General features: G+C 72.0%; 1 protein-coding gene and 1 pseudogene. Both read right to left on the bottom strand.

The genetic code is table 11. From position 1 onward, the window contains the following. Positions 1 to 567 (bottom strand): annotated as a pseudogene (locus tag MFF42_RS25600) (two-component sensor histidine kinase); the annotation flags it as partial. After that, the coding region (locus tag MFF42_RS25595) for a sigma 54-interacting transcriptional regulator (protein ID WP_238258779.1) at positions 555 to 1,252 on the bottom strand (698 nt) is incomplete at its 5' end. The gene MFF42_RS25595 and the pseudogene MFF42_RS25600, both read right to left, overlap by 13 nt.

Below are 1,252 nucleotides of genomic sequence, written 5' to 3'. Positions count from 1 at the left end.
GGTCTCGGCGGCGGCCGGCGTCGGCACGAGATCCAGGCGCGCCCGCGCCGCGAGACCGGGCGAGAGGGCGTCCAGCGCGTCCGCGTCGAACACGTCGATCGCGGTCTCCGGCTTGCCGGCGAGCGCGGCGTCGACGACCCGCCACCGCGCGCCGCTCGACGGTCTGGCTCCGGCGGGCGAGGCGGCCACGATCACGCCGTCGGCCGCCGTCAGGTACAGGAAGTCGAGGCCGAGCGTCTTCCGACGCTCCTCCAAGAGGGCGTCGAGTCCGCCCGCGCGGGCCGCCTCGGCGAAGGCCGCCGACTGTCCGAGCGCCGCGATCTGCTCGTCGCCGCGCTCCATGATGCGGCGCAGATACTGGCGGGCGATGATCAGGTCGTCGTGCGCCTTCGAGACGAGGAGCGCATCGAACTGTCCGAGCCACCAGAACAGGGCGAAGCCGAGGACGATGGGGAGCACCGCTCCCATCGGCAGCAGGGCGATGGCGAGCAGCCGCGTGCGAACCGAGCGCAGGCCCGAGACGTTCGGGGGCGGATCAGGCGCCTTCGGATCGGTCACGCATTCCATTCCACGCATTTGCGGTCGAGGGTCTTGCGCGACACGCCGAGCCGCCGCGCGGCCTCGGCCCGATTCCCGTCGGCGGCGGCGAGCACCCGCAGGATGTGGCGCTTCTCCACCTCGGCGAGGTCGTCGGTCCGGATCTCGGCGGTCGCCCCGGAATCGGGCTCGCCGAAGGTCCCGAGGATCAGGGCGCGCTCGATCCGGTTGCGAAGCTCGCGGGCGTTGCCCGGCCACGCATAGGCCTCGAAGCGCTGCAGCACGCTCGGCGGGATCGGCAGGGGCGGCAGGCCGAGCTGAGCCGAGAGCTGATCCATGAACATCCGCGCGAGGGGCTCGATGTCCTCGACGCGCTCGCGCAGCGGCGGCAGGTGGATGCGGACGACGTCCAGCCGGTAGTAGAGGTCCGCCCGGAACCGGCCGGAGGCGACCCGCTCGGCGAGGTCGGCATTGGTCGCGGCGATCAGGCGGACATCGATCGGGATCTCGCGGTCCGAGCCCACGGGGCGGACCTTGCGGTCCTCGATCACCCGCAAGAGTTTGGCCTGCAGCGCGAGCGGCAACTCGGCGATCTCGTCGAGGAAGAGCGTGCCGCCCTGAGCGTAGAAGAAGAGACCCTCGCGCGACGAGGCGGCGCTGGTGAAGGCGCCCTTCACGTGGCCGAACAGCTCGCTCTCGATGATGTCGGCGGCGA

This window comes from Methylorubrum podarium (assembly GCF_022179745.1).
Taxonomy (GTDB): Bacteria; Pseudomonadota; Alphaproteobacteria; order Rhizobiales; family Beijerinckiaceae; genus Methylobacterium; species Methylobacterium podarium.
The sequence above is the reverse complement of the archived record's forward strand: the minus strand, read 5'-3'. Positions and strand labels throughout refer to the sequence as shown.